Annotated in this window: 17 protein-coding genes; 12 read left to right on the top strand and 5 right to left on the bottom strand. The window is 43.2% G+C overall.

Features of this window, described 5'->3' with window-relative positions:
- Nucleotides 1–153 precede the first annotated feature (153 nt).
- From MHZ95_RS20925 to MHZ95_RS00570, 9 genes are all read left to right on the top strand, one after another.
- Nucleotides 154–1,533, top strand: coding sequence for a M28 family peptidase (locus MHZ95_RS20925; protein WP_304648874.1), 1,380 nt, complete (start codon nt 154–156; stop codon nt 1,531–1,533).
- A gap of 457 nt (nt 1,534–1,990) precedes the next feature.
- Nucleotides 1,991–3,229 (top strand): MFS transporter, encoded by a 1,239-nt coding sequence (locus MHZ95_RS00605; protein WP_239388414.1) that lies wholly within the window; start codon nt 1,991–1,993, stop codon nt 3,227–3,229.
- Nucleotides 3,230–3,418: 189 nt separating this feature from the next.
- A complete protein-coding gene (locus tag MHZ95_RS00600; protein ID WP_239388412.1) occupies nt 3,419–4,306 on the top strand; it encodes a hypothetical protein in 888 nt (295 codons plus the stop codon).
- Nucleotides 4,303–5,100, top strand: a complete 798-nt coding sequence (locus MHZ95_RS00595; protein WP_239388410.1) for a hypothetical protein — start codon at nt 4,303–4,305, stop codon at nt 5,098–5,100. The genes MHZ95_RS00600 and MHZ95_RS00595 overlap by 4 nt, the downstream gene beginning before the upstream one ends.
- A 337-nt stretch (nt 5,101–5,437) precedes the next feature.
- Nucleotides 5,438–6,946, top strand: coding sequence for a malate:quinone oxidoreductase (locus MHZ95_RS00590; protein ID WP_239388408.1), 1,509 nt, complete (start codon nt 5,438–5,440; stop codon nt 6,944–6,946).
- A gap of 678 nt (nt 6,947–7,624) precedes the next feature.
- Nucleotides 7,625–8,362 carry a methionine ABC transporter ATP-binding protein gene (locus tag MHZ95_RS00585; RefSeq protein ID WP_239388406.1) on the top strand — a complete coding sequence of 246 codons (738 nt, stop codon included), beginning with the start codon at nt 7,625–7,627 and terminating at the stop codon, nt 8,360–8,362.
- A complete protein-coding gene (locus MHZ95_RS00580; protein ID WP_239388404.1) occupies nt 8,362–9,024 on the top strand; it encodes a methionine ABC transporter permease in 663 nt (220 codons plus the stop codon). Before MHZ95_RS00585 ends, MHZ95_RS00580 begins: the two co-directional genes overlap by 1 nt.
- A gap of 17 nt (nt 9,025–9,041) precedes the next feature.
- Nucleotides 9,042–9,863, top strand: a complete 822-nt coding sequence (locus tag MHZ95_RS00575) for a MetQ/NlpA family ABC transporter substrate-binding protein (RefSeq protein ID WP_239388402.1) — start codon at nt 9,042–9,044, stop codon at nt 9,861–9,863.
- A 450-nt stretch (nt 9,864–10,313) separates the two neighbouring features.
- Nucleotides 10,314–11,114: an alpha/beta fold hydrolase gene (locus MHZ95_RS00570; RefSeq protein ID WP_239388400.1), complete on the top strand. Its 801-nt coding sequence runs from the start codon at nt 10,314–10,316 to the stop codon at nt 11,112–11,114.
- 138 nt (nt 11,115–11,252) lie between these two features.
- On the opposite strand, the gene MHZ95_RS00565 is transcribed toward MHZ95_RS00570, so the two are convergent.
- From MHZ95_RS00565 to MHZ95_RS00545, 5 genes are read right to left on the bottom strand one after another with little or no spacing between them, the layout of a single operon-like run.
- A complete protein-coding gene (locus MHZ95_RS00565; protein ID WP_239388398.1) occupies nt 11,253–11,975 on the bottom strand; it encodes an amino acid ABC transporter ATP-binding protein in 723 nt (240 codons plus the stop codon).
- A complete protein-coding gene (locus MHZ95_RS00560; RefSeq protein ID WP_239388396.1) occupies nt 11,968–12,627 on the bottom strand; it encodes an amino acid ABC transporter permease in 660 nt (219 codons plus the stop codon). Before MHZ95_RS00560 ends, MHZ95_RS00565 begins: the two co-directional genes overlap by 8 nt.
- 31 nt (nt 12,628–12,658) lie before the next feature.
- Nucleotides 12,659–13,462: a transporter substrate-binding domain-containing protein gene (locus tag MHZ95_RS00555; protein WP_239388394.1), complete on the bottom strand. Its 804-nt coding sequence runs from the start codon at nt 13,460–13,462 to the stop codon at nt 12,659–12,661.
- Nucleotides 13,463–13,518: 56 nt separating this feature from the next.
- On the bottom strand, nt 13,519–14,841 hold the full coding sequence (locus MHZ95_RS00550) for an aspartate aminotransferase family protein (RefSeq protein ID WP_255726483.1): 1,323 nt from the start codon (nt 14,839–14,841) through the stop codon (nt 13,519–13,521).
- Nucleotides 14,842–14,853: 12 nt separating this feature from the next.
- Complete coding sequence (locus MHZ95_RS00545; protein WP_239388392.1) at nt 14,854–16,218, bottom strand: sigma 54-interacting transcriptional regulator; 1,365 nt, start codon at nt 16,216–16,218, stop codon at nt 14,854–14,856.
- 420 nt (nt 16,219–16,638) lie between these two features.
- On the opposite strand from MHZ95_RS00545, the gene MHZ95_RS00540 reads away from it, so the two are divergent.
- The 3 genes from MHZ95_RS00540 (at nt 16,639) to MHZ95_RS00530 (ending at nt 18,324) form a co-directional block, all read left to right on the top strand.
- Nucleotides 16,639–16,848, top strand: a complete 210-nt coding sequence (locus MHZ95_RS00540; RefSeq protein WP_239388390.1) for a hypothetical protein — start codon at nt 16,639–16,641, stop codon at nt 16,846–16,848.
- Between the two features lie 87 nt (nt 16,849–16,935).
- On the top strand, nt 16,936–17,538 hold the full coding sequence (locus MHZ95_RS00535; protein ID WP_239388388.1) for a hypothetical protein: 603 nt from the start codon (nt 16,936–16,938) through the stop codon (nt 17,536–17,538).
- A 162-nt stretch (nt 17,539–17,700) separates the two neighbouring features.
- Nucleotides 17,701–18,324, top strand: a complete 624-nt coding sequence (locus tag MHZ95_RS00530) for a hypothetical protein (protein ID WP_239388386.1) — start codon at nt 17,701–17,703, stop codon at nt 18,322–18,324.

Genomic DNA, 18,324 nt, shown 5'->3' with positions numbered 1-18,324 from the left:
TTATACATACTTTTTAGACAAAGTTCCTTCCTTTCTTTCATTTATTTACCAAAAGTACTATTCAGAAAATTGGTTCAAAATGGACTTTATCAAATTATTCTATCAATTATACTTGATAGGGAGGCAAGTATCATTTAGGAGGTTTGATGAAGGATGAGAAGAAAACCGTTTATTGCTTTGGTATTGGCTGCAAGTCTAACCGTAGGATTGCCGGCTGCATACGCAAAGGAAGTGACTGCACCACCCGCACAGGTACAACAAGCTTTTGATAATAAAATTATCAAAAGAATCAATGTCGACAATATTTACAATGACATTGGTCATCTATCAAGTAAACCACGTATAGCGGGTACACAAGCTGAATGGGATGCAGTTCAGTATATCGAAACGAAATATGCTTCATTTGGCTATGATACAGAGATTCAATCTTTTCCATTTGAAAGCTATGAGATACCTACTGTTTCCGTTACAATAGCGGGTGACACCATAGCATCCGACAGTTTCACTTACACGCCAAATGGTGAAGCGACAGGCGAAGTGGTTGACGTCGGACTTGCAACAGAAACTGATTTGACCGGGATTGATTTAACCGGCAAAATTGCTTTGGTTAAAAGAGGAGATATCTCCTTTGCAGACAAAGTGCTAAACGCTGCCAAGGCGGGAGCATCTGCAGTAATCATCTATAATAATACTTCAGGTTCATTAAATGGAACGCTTGGCGCGCCAAATGATGCATTTGTTCCAGTCGTTTCTCTTTCACAAACCGATGGCGATCGGTTAGCCTCTTCATTAGCAAATGGACAAGCTGTTTCAGCGACAATCGAAGTAGTGGGTGGCGGAGTTCTACAGAAAACGTCGCATAATGTGGTTGCTGTCAAAGAGCCTACAAATAAAAAGAAAGCGACAGACCAGATTATCGTTGTCGGTGCGCATCACGACTCCGTTGCGGGATCTCCGGGTGCCAATGACGATGCTTCCGGGGTAGCAACTTCGATTGAGTTGGCTCGTGTCATGGCCAATATGCCTACAGATACGGAAATCCGTTTCGTGTCATTTGGTGCTGAAGAACTAGGGCTTCTTGGATCCTATGCTTATGTTGAAACACTATCTCAAGATGAGCGTGATAGAATTGTCGGCATGTTCCAAATGGATATGGTTGGCAGTCGTGATGCTGGAGATCTGGTGATGTTCACGGTAGATGGTGAGAAAAATGTCGTCACTGATCTTGCAGCAGCAGCGGGAGTGAGAACAGGGACTACGTTAACTTATGGACAAGAGGGACGAAGCGACCATGTACCGTTTTATTATGCGGGTATCCCGGCTGCCTTATTCATCCATAGCCCTACTGAGCCTTGGTATCATTCACCAGAGGATTCCCTAGATAAAATCAGTAAAGCGAAACTTCAAGAAACAGCAGAAATCGTTGGGGCAGCGGTCTATCAAGTTGCACGTCCTGACACACCTGCTTTGGAACGGGCAAAAGTTGCACCTAAACCAGTGGAGTATGAGAAGGAAGTCGGCGGACTTCAATAAGGATAGAAAAAAAGCGAGGGAAAATGTTCTCGCTTTTTTCTGCTTGAATTTTAGGATGAATGATCGACTCATCTTTTGAAGAGATTTGTCAATGCAATTTGACTGTGCAGTTCGGACGCCTGAACAAGTATGGATTATTTCCCTTAACACTTGAAAAAGCGGAAAAAACTATGGTAAAATGAAGTTCACTTCAACAGAAACGGAGGTTTTCCTTGTGACAGCATCAATGAGACTAAGAATCCAAGTTTTGAACCGTTAACTGAATACGTTCAAAAGCTCTGCTTATCTGCAGGGTAAATGGGATTGGTCTGTCTATTTGAGGAAAACTTAATGAATCATTTAGAAAGAGGGAGACGAGTCTGCCCTCTTTTTTGCTGTCTAAAAATAGACATTTCCAGTAGGATAGGACCTTGCCTTTTTGAACATCAATATTAATTTGATAAAGGTCGTGAATCAGATGAATTCTGCATATGAAAACTGGAAAAGAAATATTATTATCTTTTTAAGCAGCCAAACGATTTCTCTGTTTGGTTCTTCTTTAGTCCAATATGCAATTATGTGGCATATTACGTTGACTACACAGTCGGGGATGATGATGACGTTGTTCATCATCTGTGGTTTTATCCCGACATTCTTATTATCACCGGTGGCGGGTGTGTGGGCGGACCGTTATAATCGGAAGATCCTAATTATCGTATCGGACGGATTGATTGCGCTATCGACGCTCATCCTCGCCATCTTGTTCCTAATGGGGTATGACGCCATTTGGTTACTGTTTGTCATGGCGGCGATCCGAGCCGTTGGAGCGGGCATCCAGACCCCGGCAATCGGGGCGATTTTGCCGCAAATAGTGCCAGAGGATCAGCTGACGAAAGTGAATGGCACGAATGGGAGTCTTCAAGCGGTTATCATGTTTGTGGCCCCGATGGTCAGTGCGGCATTATTGACGATGACTTCCCTTGAAGTGATTTTCTTCATCGATGTCATCACCGCGGCGATTGCGATTTTGACGTTAGTGACATTGCTGAAAATCGCCGTGCATGAGAAGGCGGCTACAGAACAGACAACGAGTTATATGAGCGATTTCAAGGAAGGTTTGTCCTATATTAACGAGCATGCATTCTTGAAGAAGTTCTTTCTCTTTTTCGCTTTCTTCTTTGTATTGATGGCGCCGGCAGCATTTTTAACACCTTTGCAAGTGGCGCGCAGTTTTGGTGACGATGTGTGGCGCCTGACCGCCATCGAAATCGCTTTTTCGGTCGGAATGATGGCTGGTGGCGGCATTATTGCCGCTTGGGGCGGTTTTTCCAACAGAGTGCATACGATGACTTTTGCGAGTGTGTTAATGGGTATCTGTACGTTTGCATTGGGAATTGTCCCGATTTTTTGGATCTATTTGATGTTCATGGCTGTGTTTGGCATTGCGATGCCGATTTTCAATACGCCAACGATGGTTTTAGTGCAAGAGAAAGTGGATAGTAATTATTTAGGACGGGTCTTCGGTGTGTTCGGGATGATTTCCACTTCCATGATGCCGATCGGGATGCTTATTTTCGGACCGATTTCGGATGTTGTGAAAATTGAATGGCTGCTTATCGGAACAGGGGTCCTCATTCTGATTGCCGGCGTTTTCTTGAGCCGGAGTAAAGTGTTGCTAGAGGCAGGAAAAGCGGTAGTGAAGGAGATTTCTGAGTAAACTTATTTCATCATATAGTATCTCGATTACAAAGAGTTGTAGATTATGCAAACTTTTGGAAGCCCTCTTTTTTAGAAAGAGGGCTTTTTTGTTATAGATTTCCCAATCCAGCTTTTAATCGATCGAGTTGAAACTTATCCCAGTATGGCACGTAAAGAAGGAAGCTGATTATGAAATAAGGGTGATGTCATGGATGCAATAAAGGAAATCGTAGAAAGGAGACTTCAACATGAAGGACTCCGTTCGGTCATACCGGACGTGGAAGATTGCAAGCTTCGTATCGTGTATGAACAACATGGCCGGTTGTTGGAATGGCTACTTGTTGAGAAGGGGAACCGGAGTGGAGGTTATTTGATCGAACACCAAGCTGATCGGATGACCATTCTCTCTGACAGGAATGCTATTGAGCAATGTATGACGGTTGAACGAAATCGCCAGGCACTTGGCAAAATTGCAGATGTGTTTTTCAATCCGACGAAAATTCGCGAATGGCAACAACCCTCCCCAAGGCCCCATAAAGGAGTGAAGTCCTTTCAAACCTATTTGGAACTTTTCCCATCGTTAAAAGACAATGACAAAGCGCTGACGCTTATACGAATGGAACGGGAAGAAGCGGAATTTGTGGTGACACTATTTGAAAGAGTCCGGAGCTATTATGAACCGACGGCCGATCAGAAGGATTCCATCTTATGGAGAAACGCTGAGCGATTCCGTTCAGATACCTGGATTGATCTTCTGCAGGATTTGCATAAAGCTTTTCCAATCATGCAGAAGGTTGCCAAGCTTCCTTTTCAAATGGCCCATCAGCTCGGTTCCCAAAAAGTCCGACTCATGACAGGCATCGGCTGGCGCTGGATGCATTGGCAAGTGTATGCCCATTGGCATGATGACTATTTTTATTTATTCGACCGTTGGAAATCGAACCCCGATAATTATGAAGGCATGCAGCAAACATTGCTAGAGTCTGTGCGCCCTGTCGTTGCGCGCCTGTTCCCAAATGAGATGATCGTCTCCGAACAGACATTGTCGTGCGAGCGTGAGCCGTTTCGCTTTCGAGAGGGGGAACGAAACGCATGATTTTCACCTACCTCTTAATGCTAGCGGGTTTGGTTCCAATGATCTTGTTTCTGTTCGCACTCAAGGAACATCGCCATTACCGAATCCTTTTACGCTGTTTGTGCATTTCTCTAGTCATTTGGCTTTTCGTGTATGGCATTGCAACTATGGTCAATTTCCATTATTGGTCTGCCCATGAGATGCCGTTTTTTCCAGCTTGGGGAGAAATCAATATTATGTTCTTCTTGATGGTTGGCATCTTTGCGATTATTTTCGCCATCGTCGTTGTCACCAGTCTGCCAATCCGTGTTTCCATCGGGGAATGGTTTGCGCAATATGGGAAAGTACTGGTCGCAATGGGGATGTTCTGTTTGACGATTTTAATCATCTTTATATTCATCATGCCAGCTGGACAGAAGTATGCATACAGCCTGGTTCTGGATAAAGGACACCGTCAGCTTGCACAAGTGATCCCTGCTGCTGATGATCCTGTTTCTGTGGTCTTGGTGACTTCCGAGCAAAATTGCTTTTCCAGGTCATCCAGTTCTAGTTGCCGTGATTCCTATTATGAAAATTTGGTGATGGCGAAGAATAATCACAGCCAAGGCTTATGGGTGCAGATGGAAATCGCATTTTTTAATAGTCGCAACGAAGTGATGGACGTCATGCAATACGGACCTGTCTATTTTGCAGCGGGGGAAACCAAACCGATTCTGCCCGAATATGAAGCAGATCAGACGAGTGTTTGGAACCGTTGGACGAATCATACGAAAAGGCAGACCACAGACATTCAATATCGGTATGCGTGGCAGTGATCATGATAGCCAATGTCTCCACTTTGTTATAGTCAACTTACTTGGACAGCTTGTACAAAAAAATCCTTTGGAAGAACTAAGGGATTTATCCTGAAGTATATAGGAAAACGGCTCGGGTGTTGGATTGGAGCGGTACTCAAATTGCGCATAATCTTCTCCTTCACCCCTAAATTTACACAATCTAAACGAAGAAATAATAATCTATAGATAATTTTGTTATAATACGATAAGATAAGTATTGATACAGAAAAGGTGATATTTTGTCACTTCTTGTCATTTGTTCTGAAGAAGGGGTGCGTATCCTTTCTGCAAAGTTAAGAGTAGAAGGATGGTAAGTATGGCTAATAGTGTAAAACGAACAGATGTTATTTTAATTGGTGCAGGCATCATGAGCGCGACCTTGGGGACGATGCTAAAGGAATTGGCGCCTGATTGGAACATTAAGGTATTCGAGAAGCTTGCAAATGCAGGGGAGGAGAGCTCCAACGAATGGAATAATGCGGGAACGGGGCATGCAGCACTGTGTGAATTGAATTACACAAGCGAAAAAGCGGACGGATCCGTGGATATAAGCAAGGCGATCAACGTAAATGAACAGTTCCAAGTTTCTATGCAATTTTGGTCATATCTTGTAAATAACCAATTATTACATAATCCTGAAGACTTTATCATGCCATTGCCTCATATGAGTTTTGTTCGGGGCGAGGAGAACGTAGCGTTTTTGAAAAGACGTTTTGAAACGATGACAAACAATCCGTTGTTTCAGGGGATGGAATTTTCCGATGATCCGCAAAAACTGAAGGACTGGATGCCGGTCATGATGAACGACCGTCAGTCGAATGAACCGATTGCAGCGACAAAGATCGATTCAGGAACTGATGTGAACTTCGGTGCTTTGACACGCATGCTCTTCGATCACTTGAAACGTCAAAACGTAGAGATCCATTACAATCATAGTGTCGATGATCTGAAACGGACAAGCGATGGTGCTTGGGAAGTGAAAGTGAAGAATGATGCCGCTGGTAGAATTGAAACACATACTGCCAAATTCGTCTTTATCGGTGGCGGTGGTGGAAGCTTACATCTGCTACAAAAATCAGGGATTCCGGAGGGGAAGCATATCGGAGGATTTCCGATCAGCGGTCTTTTCATGGTATGTAAAAATCCGGATGTGGTGGAGCAGCACCATGCAAAAGTATACGGAAAAGCTGCCGTTGGTGCACCTCCGATGTCTGTGCCGCATTTGGACACGAGATTTATCGATGGCAAAAAATCATTGCTATTTGGACCGTTTGCCGGATTCTCGCCAAAGTTCCTAAAAACAGGTTCTATGATGGATTTGCTCGCGTCTGTTAAACCGGATAATCTGACAACTTTGCTAGCAGCAGGGGCAAAAAACCTTCCATTGACTTCTTACTTGATCCAGCAAGTGATGCTGTCGAAAGACAAACGGATGGAAGAATTACGCGATTTTATCCCGAACGCTAAAAGTGAAGATTGGGATTTAGTCGTAGCAGGTCAACGTGTTCAGGTCATTAAAGATACAGAAGCCGGTGGTAAAGGGACATTGCAGTTCGGAACAGAAGTTGTAAGCGCTGCAGACGGCTCGGTTGCCGCATTATTGGGTGCTTCACCAGGAGCCTCGACGGCGGTACATGTCATGCTCGAAGTGATCGACAAATGTTTTCCGCAGCACGTGGAAGAATGGGAATCGAAATTGAAAGAAATGATCCCTTCTTTTGGCAAGTCACTGGCTGAAAATCCGGAACTCTTGCAAGAAATTCATAAGTCGACTGCGGAGTCACTTGGTTTAAATGAGAATGCGCAAGTGCTTAGTGAAGTGTGAGATTGAAATAGAGCGGTTTTATAAAAAACGCCAGTTTCGAGGAGTTTCTCGTAAGCTGGCGTTTTGCATATCAAACGAAAAAAGCATGATCCCTCATGATGGATCATGCTTTTTCCTTTCCCCTTCAAACTTCAAAAGGGACGCACTCGGAAAATTTGATTGTTCGTTAATGCTCAAAACTGTTCTTCCTGACGATCATTTCATAACGCCCGCCAGTGCAGTTTGAGTGGGCTGAGCTGCTGTGCCATTTCGGTTCAAGGTCGTCACAGACATTCGTCTGCAAATTGCTCCTTGTGCAGTCAGTCTTCAAGATGCACTTCCACAAAAAATTGAACCCTTACTGCTTGGTTGCCACATCGTGGTCGGAACCCGTAAACTGTTAGTTCCCGACGAGTGTACCTATCGTCAGCAAAGCAAATTTTCCGCCAAGGCTGTGCAATTCGCCATCAGTTTCACCTGTAGGTAGCTCGTCTACAAGGTTCATCTTTTGGTAGTTCCGCCTTGTAATCTATGTCTACCCGTAGACAATGAAAGATAAACCACTTTTTTAAAAGATTTTTATAAAAAATAGGAGAATACCGAAAAAGCGAAAGAAATTACATGCGTCAAAAAGCGTATTCCATTTTCCTGAATTACTTTTAGTGGTATAGTATTGAATGAGGAAAAGGAGGAATTGGAGTGATAGAGCTCAGAGAAGTAGAGAAAAGTTTCCAAGATGTAAAAGCCGTTCATCCTTTATCATTGACGATTACCAAAGGTCAGATTCATGGAATTGTCGGGACAAGTGGTGCCGGGAAATCGACGCTAATCCGTATGATGAATCTTTTGGAAAAGCCAGATAAAGGATCTGTTCGGGTTGGAGATAAAATACTGACGAGTTTATCTGAGCAAGCGTTACGGAAGGCGCGGCAAAGCATTGGAATGGTTTTTCAGCAGTTTCAGTTAGTGCTGAATCGAACGGTTGCTGAAAATATCTCGATGCCGCTCGAATTAGTGGGGCTGCCGAAAAAAGAACGCAGGAAAAGGGTGGCGGAATGTTTGCAATTTGTCGGACTATCGGATAAAGAACGTGCGTATCCATCTCAATTGAGTGGCGGCCAAAAGCAGCGGGTCGCTATTGCACGGGCTTTAGCAAATAATCCGTCTGTCTTATTATGTGATGAGCCGACATCATCCCTCGATCCGAAAACGACAATCGAAGTGCTGCAAGTCCTTCTACATATTCAAAAAACGTTAGGTGTAACGATTGTCATTGTGACACATGAGATGGATGTGGTGAAAAGCATTTGTGATCATGTCACGATTATGAAAGATGGGAAACTGATCGATAGCTTTCAAATACAACCTCAAGGGATCCAGGCGAATGAAGATCATTACATTGAAGATTTACGAAAGATCGCGGTGGTGCATACATAATGGAAAAAATCATTGCCTATCAATCAGAAATTTGGACGGCAATCGGTCAAACATTTACGATGGTCGGTATTTCCATACTTGCCGCTGTGTTAGTCGGTTTGCCACTTGGTACGTATCTCTATTTAAGCCGCAGCGGAAATTTGTATGAAAATAAAGTCCTATTTACTATTCTTGATACATTTGTCAATATTATACGCTCATTTCCGTTTCTGCTGCTTGTTGTCTTTTTAATCCCGTTTACGCGTTGGATCGTCGGCACAGCAATTGGGACGATCGCTGCCACTGTCCCTTTGTCGATTATTTCGATCGCTTACTATGCCCGCTTAGTGGAACAGTCATTATTGGATGTTCCGAAAGGGATAACAGAAGCTGCCATCGCCATGGGGGCGACAAAAAACCAGATCATTTTCAAGTTTCTTTATCGCGAAGCACGGGCTGGGCTTGTGTTCGGATTGACGACAGCAACGATCAGTTTCATCTCTTACTCGACGGTAATGGGAATTGTAGGAGGTGGCGGTGTTGGTGATTTTGCCATCCGCTACGGTTACCAGCGATTCGAAACAGAACTTATGACTTTTACAATTATTATGATGATCATTCTTGTCCAAGCCATTCAAGTAACAGGCACAGCTATTTCCAAACGTTTAGATAAAAGATCTTAAAAAAGGGAGTAAAAGATATGAAAAAATTATTGACAGTTTTACTAGTTTCTATGCTAGCTATCATCGTTTCAGCGTGTGGTAAAGAGAAGGCAGAAAAACAGGAAACTACGGGAGAACAAGAGGTTACGAAAATAAAAGTGGCGTCTTTGATTCCTCCGATGACAGATATGCTAGAAATAGTAAAACCTTTACTGGCAGAAGAGGGCATCGACATGGAAATTGTCGTTCTTTCGGATAATGTCCAGCCCAATAGTGCATTGGCAGCAAAAGAAGTGGATGCAAATTTCTTCCAACATCCTCCTTATATGGAACAATTCAATGAAGCAAATGACGCTGAGCTTGTTGCCGTCCAGCCGGTATACCATGCGATTTTAGGTGCATATTCCAACCGCTATCAAAGCGTGGAAGAGCTACCGGAAGGGGCGAAAGTGGCGGTTCCAAATGATTCGTCCAACCTTGCCCGTGCATTGGAATTACTGGAAAAAGGCGGCCTTATTACGTTAAAAGAAGGTGCCGGACTGGAAGCGACACAAAAAGATATTATTGATAATCCGAAGAATCTTGAAATCATTGAAGTCGATCTCTTGATGCTCGCTCGTTCCATCGATGATGTCGATCTGGTAACAATGCTACCTGCATATGCAAAACCACTTGGCTTAACACCGGTAAATGATTCGCTGATCGATGAAGGGGAATCGGCATTCCCGATTTCACTTGTTGCACGCAAAGATAACGCTGATTCCGAAGCGATTCAGAAATTGGCTAAACATTTGTCAGGACCGGAAATTCGCGCGTTTTTAGAGGAAAATTTCGCTGATATTTCATTCCCGGCATTTTAATAACCACGTTAAGACCGTTTCCTTTACAAGAGGAGACGGTTTTTTTTGCGTGGTATCGGAGAAATTGATGTTTTGTCCAATGGGTAAATGGGCAGTATAACATGAAGAAAGCTTGTAAGTTGCATATGGTATCCTTTTTCTCCCTCTTTTATTGTTGGAAAGTGAACGAAACGCTACTGAAATTCATATAGTAAAGAAAGCCTTTACATATTTGATTGTCTGCGCCGCCAGCAAGGGAAAATTGCGAAGCAATACCGTAAGCAACAAGGATACGTGTTGTGTTGTCATAGACGGTGTTCCCCTGAAATATCCGTTTGGAGCAGGGGAGAACAGAATCGGCGGAAGTTGATATGAACGAATTTGATTCGAATTGGACATTCATTGGTACAGAATTGAAGTGAATGACTTCCGCGGAGTGATCAAGTATGGAACCTAATGGAGGTATCGCATATGCATTATGTGGATATTGGCCAAGGCGATCCGCTCGTTTTCATTCATGGATTGGGCAGTATCAAGGAATCATGGCAGTATCAATATGAGCTGGCTACACATTATCGTCTCATCATACCCGACCTACGCGGGCATGGAGAATCTGAAGAGGACCAAGCGATTTCGATCGCTCAATTTGCGGAAGATGTGTGCACTTTGCTAGACAGATTGGAGATCCGGCAAGCCCATTTCTGCGGGCTTTCGATGGGTGGGCTTGTTGTACAGGAAATATATCGTCAACAACCGGATCGGGTGCAATCCATCATCTTATCGAACACTTTTTCATACACCCCTTACTTATTCGGCTATCTTTCCTTGAAAGAAAGAATGAGAAATCTCCAGTTGCTCACGCTTGATGAATATATAACATTGACAGCGACAAGATGCTTATACGAAAAAACACCGGACCTCATTCAAGAAGCGAAAAGCATGTTCGTTATCAGATCGGAACCTTATATTGCCTCTTCCCAATCAGCTATTCAATCCAATTATTTACCAATGTTGCCGTTCGTCAAAGTGCCGACTTTACTGATCGGCAGTCTGTATGACGAAGTTATTCCGCTTTATAGTATTTATCAAACGAAATGGTTCATGCCGCAAGCGGAAGTAATCATTTTTGATAAGTGTGGACATTTACCCAATTTGGAACGAAAAGAAAAGTACAATGAAATCCTGTTTGATTTCATTGAGGAAAGTAAACGAAAGAAGGGGACGTGTATGCATACCGTCCTGAACTCATTCAATGCAAGGACCGTTAAATAATGATGAAAGAAGCATGATCCTGCTGTGAGGAATCGTGCTTTTTTATGGCTAATTACAGCGGAAAACGAGCGGAGCGATTTGATGGATAAATCTTAAAAGCCAACACCCGAAATAAAACGGAATGTTGGCTTTTAAGATTTATAAAATTTTCTCCAAAAAATCTCTTGCACGTTGACTTTTCGGAGAGGAAAAGAATTCGGCAGGGGGAGCGTCTTCGATGAGTTTTCCGCCGTCTAAAAATAACACGCGATCCGCGACTTCCCTGGCAAAGCCCATTTCGTGGGTGACGATGGCCATCGTCATGCCGGATTTTGCGAGTGATTTGATAACTTCCAGCACTTCTTTTACCATTTCAGGGTCCAGTGCGGAAGTCGGTTCGTCAAATAGCATCATTTCCGGGGACATTGCTAATGCCCGTGCGATGGCGACCCGTTGTTTTTGACCGCCTGACAGCCGTTTAGGGGAAGCTTGTTCTTTGTCAGCTAATCCCACTTTTTTCAACAGTTCCCGCCCGATATCTTCGGCTTCTTTTTTGGCCATTCCTTTGACAGTGATCGGTGCATATGTAATATTATCCAACACTGTTTTATGGGGGAAGAGATTGAACGATTGAAACACCATTCCGACCCGTTCCCGTACTTTGGAAATATCGGTTTTCGGGTTTGTCACTTCTTGATCACCGACCCAAATTTGTCCGTTTGTCGGCGTTTCCAACAAGTTGATACAACGAAGAAACGTCGATTTCCCGGAACCGGAAGGACCGATGATGGCGATCGTTTCTCCTTTGTTCATCGTTGTCGAAATGCCTTTCAATACTTCGGTTTTGCCGAAAGATTTATGGAGGTCTTGGATTTTAATCACTTCTACTCATCCTCTTTTCAATCAGTTTTCCGAGCATCGTCAGCACAACGACCATAATATAATACACGAATCCCGCAAAGATCAATGATTCAAAATAGCGGTACGTGTTGCCACCGACAATATAAGATCGGCGCATAATGTCCATGATCCCGATAACGGTGACAATCGCCGATTCTTTTGTTAAGGTGATAAATTCATTGACTAAAGCCGGCAATATATTTTTCACTGCTTGCGGTAAAATGATATCTTTCATCATTTTACCATAGGGGATGCCAAGCGCCATGGACGCTTCCAGTTGGCCCCGATCGACGGCTAAAATACCAGCACGGATAATTTCAGAAATATAGGCACCGGAGTTAAGACCGAATGCTAAAATGGCTGCGATATACGCTTCGACTTGGATGCCGAACAGTTGAGGAACTCCATAATAGATCAATAATAATTGCAAAATTAACGGTGTTCCACGGAAAATGGATGTGTATATATCCGCTAACCAAGCGAGTGCTTTCACTTTGCCGATTTTACAAATCGCTAATAATGTACCTAGAAAAAAACCGATGAGGGCTGCAATGCCGACGATTTTTAAAGTGACCCCGATTCCTTGTAAAATATAAGGAATCGAGGAGGTAATTTGGGTAAAGTCCAAGCTCATAAGTCTTTATCCCTCTCTCTACAAATTAAAATTATTGGTTAAACCATTTTGTGATCAATTCGTCGACTTTCCCTGAATCTTTTAGTTCTTTTAATGCTTTGTTGAATTCAGGTGTAAGTTCGCTATCTTTTTGGAAAGCGATGGACAGCTGCAATTTATGCTCTTCCGGCAATTCGAAATAAGCAAGGTCGTCATTGGCGGATAAATAGCCCATGGAAACGGCGTTTTGAAGGACGACCGCATCGAGGTGACCGGATTTGATTTCCTGGATCAGATCAGGCACACGATCCCGTGATTCAACAGAATAGCCATACTGATCTTGTAAGGCTGTCGCACTTTTTTCTTGAATTGTTGCCGTTTGAGCACCGACTTTTTTGCCTTTTAAATCTTCAGCTGTTTCAAATCCGCTGTCCTTTTTGAAGATAACGTAGTTTGTTGCTGTGAAATATGGATCTGTAAAATCGACAACTTGCTTCCGTTTTTCATCATTTCCGTCCATTCCTGCAATGACGAAATCGATACTTTTCGCTTGAAGTGCCGGGATCAATCCATTGAAATCCATGTCTTGTATATCTAATTCATAACCAAGCTCATCTGCAATCATTTTCGCCAAGTCGATGTCAAATCCGATGATTTCATCACTTTTCGCTGTGTCTACATATTCGAAAGGCGGGTAGTCCGCGGAAGTTCCCACTTTCAGTACTTTTTTCGCATCTGCTCCTGATGCATTGTCAGTGTTTGCATTGTCACCATTCGTTTCGTTTTTCGCGCCACATGCCGCCAATACACTCATCACAAGGATGAGTAGGAGGGCAATTCCTGACCATTTTTTCATGATTATTCGCTCCTATTCATTTCGTTTTTATTGTCAATAGTGAAGTGCAAGAGCATTCATCTATTTCCAAACTCTTGCAATGCCTCATCCAAATACGTTAAGCCTTCATCAATTTGTTCTTTTGTAATCGTTAGCGGTGGAATCATCCGGATCACTTCTCCGGAATTCCCGCAAAGATAGAACAAGACGCCTTTTTCCAGGCAGAGGTCAAGCACTTCCATAACGGCTTTGCCGTCCGCTTCGCCTGTTTCAGGATTCCAAAGCTCGATGCCTAGCATCAGGCCGACACCGCGGATATCTTTGATGACCGGATGTTTTGCTTTCAACTCAAGGAGGCGTTCTTTCGCATAGGCACCCATCGCCGTCGCATTGTCCAATAATTTTTCCTCTTTCATCACTTCAAGTGAAGCAAGGGCAGCGGAGCAGGCGATCGGATTTCCTCCGAATGTCGTCCCATGCGCGCCAAGCGGCCATTGGTCCATCAGTTCTTTTGAAGCGACCGTGGCACTCAGTGGCAGTCCTGCGGCAATTCCTTTCGCAATGGCCATGATATCCGGTTTGACATCGAATGTTTGCGCAGCAAACCAATCGCCCGTGCGTCCGAAACCGGTTTGTACTTCGTCAAAGATGAGCAGAATACCGTGACGGTCACAAATCTCGCGGATCTTTTTCAACCAGGCTTTTGGCGGAATGATATAGCCACCTTCACCAAGTACCGGCTCGATAATCATACAAGCGACTTCTTCCGGATCGACTTGATGGTTGAACAACTTTTTGGCATCCTGTTCCAGTTTTTCAGGGAAGAAAACATCCGGATCTGCGCCTTCTGGAAGGTATTCCGGTAACGCGTAAGGGAGCTGATAAGCGAGCCAAGAAGGTTGTAAATGTTTACGGTATTTACTTTTCGACGTCGTGACACTTAATGCGCCCATGGAGCGCCCGTGGAAACAGCCGGTAAATGACACGACATAAGGACGCTTTGTCGTATATTTTGCCAGTTTAAGAGCGCCTTCAATGGCTTCCGTTCCGCTATTTGCGAAAAAGAAATTATCAAGTCCGGACGGTAAAACTTTTTGCAGTTCAGCTGCCAGCTTCAAAATCGATTCATAAATGATGACGCCGGAAGGACCGTGGATCAAATGGTCTGCACTGTCTTTGATCGCTTGAACGACTTTCGGATGGCGGTGGCCGACGTTCTCTACGGCAATGCCTGAAGTGTAATCCAAATAGCGTTTGCCATCGACACCGTAGTAATAACAACCTTCCGCTTTGACGACGGGGAGGTTCGGGTGATCTTTCGCCATGCTCGGGGCGAGGAAGTTGCCGATATGATCGACCATATGATGCCATTCTTGTTGTGTGTCTACTTTTTGTTGCATTTTACATATCTCCTATTCAAGTTCGGAATATTTTTTTAGCTTGCGCACGACGGAAGGTTGGCTGATGCCGAGCACTTTGGCAATTTCTGTTGTCGTCCGATAACGCTGCTGTGCATTTCTTAATACTTTCATCTCCACGGATTCCAAAATATGTGGAAGCGATTGACCTTCGAGTTGGAACATCGATAAGTCATCCTCGGTATCTTGGCGGTATTCCGGCGGCAAGTCTTGGAGCGTGATGATGGTCGATGCGCTTTGGACAACTAGCCGTTCCACCACATGGACCAGTTCACCATGATTGCCAGGCCATTTCATTTGCAGCAAATGCATATAGACATCGTCCGCTAATTGCTTCACTGTCCGATATTGGGCTGAAAACTTCTCCAAATACGTGGAGATCAGCGCACGGACATCTTCTTTCCGCTCACGCAATGGATGCAAATGGATCGGGACGATATGAAGTAAATAGTAGAGATCTTGATGAAATGTCCCGTTGGCCACCGCTTCTGCCAATGGCGTTTCGGAAGAACTGATCAATCTCACATCGAGCGGCAGCGCGCGCTCCGCACCGGAAGGCGTATACTGGCGTTCTTTTAAAACAGGTGTCAATTTACCTTGTAAATGGAGGGGAAGCTTGTCTATCCCTTTTAAGAAAAGCGTACCTCCATGTGCGAGCGTCACCAAACCGGTTTCCCTTTGTTCGAACTCGCCGCCGAACAGCTCGCGCTCTACCATCGCTTCCGGCAATGTTTCCAAGTCGATTTCGATGAAAGGGCCGTCTTTTCGCAAGCTTTCATTATGGATGACTTTCGCTATCGTCGACTTTCCAGTTCCTTGCTCACCGTAGAGGATAACGGACACATCGAGAGGCGCTGCATTGCGTGCCGTTTCGTAAGCGACCCGAGTCGATCGGCTTTCCATCGTCAAACCGTCGATCGTCAGCTTTTCTTTGCGCAGCAAGGAAAGTTCATCTTTTGCCAATAGCATTTCCTGTTCCAATTCTTTCATGTACTCTTGAATGACCAAGAGTTCCGACACTTCATACGAATAACTGAGGACATATTCGACCTCTCCAGCCTCATTGAAAAAAGGCATCCCCGTAATCAACACTTTTTGACCGGTCGTCGTCGTTTGGATGACAACCACTTTCTTTTTCTGCTGGATTACAAGCGGCGTAATCGCCGGTGAAAAAATACCCTTTTTCTCCAATTCATAAACCGAATTCCCGAGAAGGTCCTCAGCCTGAATGCCGTAATGTTTGCCGCTAATATGAGAGGCTTTCACAATCATACCGGCGTGATTGGTCAGGATAATATCTTCTTCATAGGAATCGATCACTTCTTCTTTCGAATTTGGATGTAAGAACAAACCTGTCATCGGATCACCTTTTCCAAAACGATGCTATTCAGAAACGAATAATTATTTTAATTTAAATAAAACATACTATGTTATCAGAAGATTAGCAACATAATTTTAGTTTTCTTGAAAGTTCACTTGCTGAATCAATGATATTGATGAGTATAACATGCATATTCATGCATGTATAGGTATTTATATGTGAATAATGATGAATATTTTAAAGACGGAAAGTTCAGTATTCGTTGTGGGACCGAATCATTATTATCAAGTAAATTAGATGTGTTGATGCGCCCCGATGCACATTTACTTGTACTCTATTTTGTCTTCGGGACTAGCAAATTAAGGTTGGCACTTAAACGAACGGGGCGGTATAGTGAAATGGGGGATATTATGAAATTAAAATAAAGAAAGGTAATATTAGGATAGGAGAGTTTGGATTTGAGTAAAAACAAATTAAATATATTTATTGCAATCATCGTAAGTGTCATTATAGTAGCAGTTGGCAGTGTAACCATTTTCCAAATTGTAAAGAATCATCAAGCAAATGAACTCATTATAGACAAGTGCTTTGAGAATTTTGATAAAGAGGAAAAAGTGGTCGTAAAGAAGGGTGGCTTTTGGTCACCAGTTTCTTGTGAAAAACAATAGCATAGTAAACGTTTCATCTTCTCCAATCGGATGCTTTAGTTAAATAAAAATAGTACAAGTAATCCATTTAGGAAGGGGATCAACAATGTGTTGAAGAAATTTTTATTTACCGGGATTGCATTAAGTGTCTTCGCATTAGTTGGTTGTAGTGAAGAGCAAAACGAAGAACAAGGTCAAATGCAAACTTTGGTAGAAGAAGTTGAAATGGATACGAATGAAATAGAATCATTGCAGGCCCAAAATCAGTATCTAACCGAACAAAATCAGCATTTCGTGACGGCCATTAAGCAAGCGATTGTTCACTTATCGGATGAAGAAATGTTGGAATTTTCCCGGAATCAATTTGTATACGAGATACAGGTTAATGGGGAATCGATACCTAAAAGCGGACAAGTAACGGTTTCAGCGGGGGATGTTGAAATAGTATTAGCTGAAAAGGGCTTGGGATACGATTTTTTACCAGACGAATGGTTGGAAAAAGGAAAGATTAGTGGAAACTATATTGATCATTTGCGAGACTTCGATTCCACAAATTGGACGCCAATCGGGACTGACGGTACTGTTAACACAGCACAAGGTTATCAAGCAGTAGATGTAACACCAGGTCAACAGTACTCTTTTAATATTTCAGACGAGTTGAGAGAACGATTAAAAATGGATACTACTCTAATACAAATAGAGGTAAAATAAATTCTTTTTAGTGAGTGTTGTCATTATTTTGCCCCAAATAATTAAGGAATAGCGAGAAAAGCATCTGGTATTCAATGAATAGATTCGTGCATTGACCACGACAAATTTGTACGTAACGAAAGCCCCTGCATGTTCGTCTGATGGAGAAAGGGGGCGTCGTCATTGAAGAAAAGGCGTATGTTTTTGGCTGTTTTTATTTTGCTATTGTTAACGGGCTGCCGGTCAACACCATTTGACGGTCATACTGTAATTGATTGGGTTGATTTTATTCAATTGGATGGAAAAGAATACAATGGTATCCATTCTGGGGTGTTAGCCGATCAACAATATATAGGTGAAAAGATGGGTACGGTTGGATTTAGAGTAGCTGGCAATGTAACAAATCCAAGCTATAAGCTCAGAAATGGGGATGCTGCTATCCATGAGAAGGGGACTGAGATTTTTAGCATTAAGGATCATCCTCATTTGATTGCCGTGAAGGACACCAACACCATAAATGGCTACAAAGTATACTTTTCACGCGAAGATACCGAATATCTTTGGCATTTTAAAGATATGCCAATCGATAAAGTCAAGAGGATTGAGATTTACGAGACCAATCCGCCAGAAGGGGATCAACTTATTTCCGAGTTGACAGAGAACGAGGAAGTTAAGAGCTTTCTTCAACTGTTAATAAATAGTGAAGAAAAACCTGATTTCTGGCCTAACACAGAACGGGGAGATCCTCTCACTTATACAATGGTTTTTTACACGGAAGGTCCGCTCGCCTACAAATATGACATGTAG

This window comes from Sporosarcina sp. ACRSM (genome assembly GCF_022346545.1).
Classification (GTDB): Bacteria; Bacillota; Bacilli; order Bacillales_A; family Planococcaceae; genus Sporosarcina.
Note: the sequence above shows the minus strand (reverse complement) of the source record. Positions and strands in the feature narration are given on the sequence as shown.